Below are 3,545 nucleotides of genomic sequence, written 5' to 3' on the forward strand. Positions count from 1 at the left end.
GACCACGACGAGTTCTACACCAGCTACCGCATCAAGATCCTCAAGCCTGAGGCCCTGGCCCTGGGCAACGTGATGGCGGTGTGGAACCCGTCGTCCGACGAGATCCGCGTGCACATGCTGAAGATCCTGCGCGACGGCCGCGAGATCGACGTGCTGGCCAAGACCAAGTTCGGCGTCATCCAGCGCGAGAACAATCTCGAAGCCGCCATGCTGGCCGGCGACCTGACCGCCAATCTGCAGGCGCCGGGCCTGCAGGTCGGCGACGAACTGCAGTTCGCCGCCACCATCAGCCGGCGCGACCCGACCCTGGGCGACCGCTCGCAGGGCGGCATGATGCTGCCCTCGGTCGGCGCGGCCGGCGCCTATCGCACGCGGCTGGTCTGGCCGATCGACCGGCCGCTGCAATGGTCGGCCTCGCCGGACCTGGGCAAGCTGGAGCCCGTGCGCGAGGGCGCCGACAACGTGCTGACCCTGGAGATGCGCGATCCCAAGAGCGCCATCGCCGCCGACGGCGCGCCGCTGCGCTACAACATCCGCCGCCTGGTGCAGTTCAGCAGCTTCGGCGGCTGGAGCGAGGTGTCGAACCTGCTCTGGCCGATCTACGACAAGGCCGCCCAGCTGGCCCCGACCTCGCCGAGCAAGGCCGAGGCGGCCAGGATCGCCACCGCCCACAAGGACCCGGCCGCCCGCGCCGCGGCGGCCCTGGCCCTGGTCCAGGAGCAGATCCGCTACGTCTATATCGGCCTGGACGACGGCAACTATCGTCCGGCCTCGGCCGAGGACACCTGGTCGCGGCGGTTCGGCGACTGCAAGGCCAAGACCGTGCTGCTGCTGGCCCTGCTGCGCGAGCTGGGGATCGAGGCCGAGCCGGTCCTGATCCAGAGCCAGAACGACGACGGCCTCGACAAGCGCCTGCCGATGGTCAGCGCCTTCGACCACATCCTGGTGCGCGCTGTCATCGACGGCCGCGCCTACTGGCTGGACGGCACGCGCATGGGCGACCTGGACCTGGCGTCCATCCCCGAGCCCGACTTCCACTGGTTCCTGCCCGTCCGCGCCGGCGCGACCAGCCTGACGGCCTTCAAGCCCGAGGCGCCGCTGCTGGCGCAGGAAGGCTTCCTGCTCGAGATCGACGCCTCCGCCGGCTTCGACGCCCCGGCCAAGGTGACGGCCGAGAACATCGTCCGCGGCGACCAGGCCTTCGCCTTCAAGACCGCATTGGCCCAGCTTTCCAAGGATGACGCCGACCGCGCCCTCAAAGGCTATTGGAGCAAGGCCAACGACTGGGTCGAGCCCGAGACCGTCGCCTGGACCTACGACGCGGTCCGCAAGCAGATGCTGCTGACCATGACCGGCGAAGGCGAACTCGACTGGGAAGGCGACGCGACCGACGGCCGCGCGTTCGACATCCCCAGCGCGGGCTTCAGCCCGCCCTCGCCCTACAAGCGGCCCAAGGAGCAGGACCAGACCGCGCCCTGGCTGACCGAATTCCCGATCTATAGGCGCTGGACCACCCTCATTCGCCTGCCGCCGGAAACCGACGGCTGGAAGTGGAGCTTCATGGCCAGTCCGGTCGACGACCGGCTGGGCGGGACCGCCTACTGGCGCCAGGCCGACCTGGAGCGGGGCGTCATGCGCACCACCATGACCCGCCGCGTCTACGAGCCCGAGGTCTCGGCCGAAGAGGCCAAGCTGCTCAACAAGAAGCTTCCGAAGTTCGACAACAAGGTCTCGCGCATCTTCCAGTACCGCGCGGCGGCCGAAGGCGCCGACAAACCGGCCGAGGAGACGGCTCAGGATCCTGCCAACCTGGTGGGGATCGGCGCCTACTACCAGACGACGGGCAAGCCGGAGAAGGCGCTCGCCGCGGCCGACAAGGCTTTGGCCAAGAGCCCCGGCTTCCGCCCCGCCGTCCGCCTCAAGGCCCTGGCGATCGCCACGACCTCGCCCGCCAAGGGGCTGGCCTTCGTCGACAAGGCGCTGAAGTCCGACGACGACCCGGTGCTGGCGATCCAGCGCGGCAGGATCCTGGCCGGTCTCGGCCAGACCGACGCCGGCCTGGCGGCGATGGAAGCGACGTTTGCGTCGCGCGACGACGAGCTGGAGGTCGCCGAGGCCTTCGCCGATACGGCCCAGGCCATGGGCCGCAGCGACCTCGCGCTGAAAGGCGCCGAGCGGGCCGTGAAGCTGGCGCCCGACAACATCGTCGCCCTGCGCCGCCGGGCCGCGCTCAACATGCAGATGGGCCACATGGAGACGGCCCTCGCCGACTTCGAAACCGCCGTGCGCCTGCAACCGGAGGACCCGATCAATCTTCGCAACCGGGCCTACGCCCTGCGTCGCATGGGCCGGACCGACAAGGCCCTCGCCGATCTCGACGAGGCCCTGCGGATGAACCCGGTCGATATCGACACCCTGAACGCCAAGGCCCTGGCCCTGCGCGCCGCCGGCCGCGGCGCCGATGCGGCCGCGCTTTACGACGCCTCGATCGCGCGCCGCCGCGACGGCTGGGCCCTGAACAGCCGCTGCTGGGAGCGGGCCCTGGCCAATGTCGAGCTGAAGGACGCCGAAAGCGACTGCGCCGAGGCGGTCAAGCTGGAGCCCAAGGACGCCGCCTATTGGGACAGCTACGCCCTGGTGGCGCTGCGCGACGGCCGCTTCGACGAAGCCCTCAAGCGTTACGATCAGGCGCTCAAGCTCGAGCCACGGCAGGCCGCCAGCCTCTACGGGCGCGGCCTGGTGAAACTGCGCCGGGGCGACGAGGCCGGCGGTCGCGGCGACATCGCCGCCGCCAAGGTGCTCAACGCCAAGGCCGGCGAGGAACTGGACGAGGCGGGCCTGGCGCCGGCCGCCAAGGGCGACTGACGGCTCAGACCTCGCCCAAGCCTTCGCCCAGACCTTCTCCCAGCCGCTCGGCCAGGGCGGCGACGAACAGCCGGACCTTGGGCGGGGCCAGGCGGGCGGTCGGATAGACGGCCCAGATCGACCAGCCGGGCAAGGCGGCGTCGGCCAGCGGCAGCTCGACCAGCCGGCCGGCGGCGACCTCGTCGCGCACGTCCCAGGCCGACAGCGGCGTGATCCCCAGCCCGCCGAGGCAGGCCTGGTGCAGGCCCTCGATGCCCGAGGCGGTGAAGCGGCCGGCGACCTTCTGCTGCACGGCGCGGCCGCCGGCCTCGAACGACCAGTGGGTGGTCCCGCTCATCGCCAGGCACTCGTGCTCGGCCAGGTCGGCCAGGCGGGCCGGCGCCCCGCGACGCTCCAGATAGGCCGGCGCGGCGTAGAGGGCGCGGGGATTGCCGGCGAGGCGCCGGGCGACCAGCGAGTTGTCGCGCAGGGGCGCGATGCGGATGGCCAGATCCAGGCCGGCGGCGACGATGTCGACCACGCTGTCGGTCAGCAGCAGGTCGATGCTGACCTCGGGATTGGCGTGCATGAACGCCGCCGCCGCCGGGGCCACCACCTTGCGGCCGAAGGCGGCCGAGGCCGTGACGCGCAGCAGGCCCGAGGCCCCGGCGTCGGACGGCCGGATCGCGGCGCGAGCGGCC

General features: G+C 71.5%; 2 protein-coding genes. One reads left to right on the forward strand and one right to left on the reverse strand.

What is annotated here, in order from left to right; translation table 11 throughout:
* The coding region (locus DMC18_RS09750) for a tetratricopeptide repeat protein (RefSeq protein ID WP_110132898.1) at positions 1 to 2,865 on the forward strand (2,865 nt) is incomplete at its 5' end.
* A gap of 4 nt (positions 2,866 to 2,869) precedes the next feature.
* On the opposite strand, the gene DMC18_RS09755 is transcribed toward DMC18_RS09750, so the two are convergent.
* The coding region (locus DMC18_RS09755) for a substrate binding domain-containing protein (RefSeq protein WP_110132899.1) at positions 2,870 to 3,545 on the reverse strand (676 nt) is incomplete at its 5' end.

Source organism: Caulobacter sp. D5, assembly GCF_003185805.1.
GTDB lineage: Bacteria > Pseudomonadota > Alphaproteobacteria > Caulobacterales > Caulobacteraceae > Caulobacter.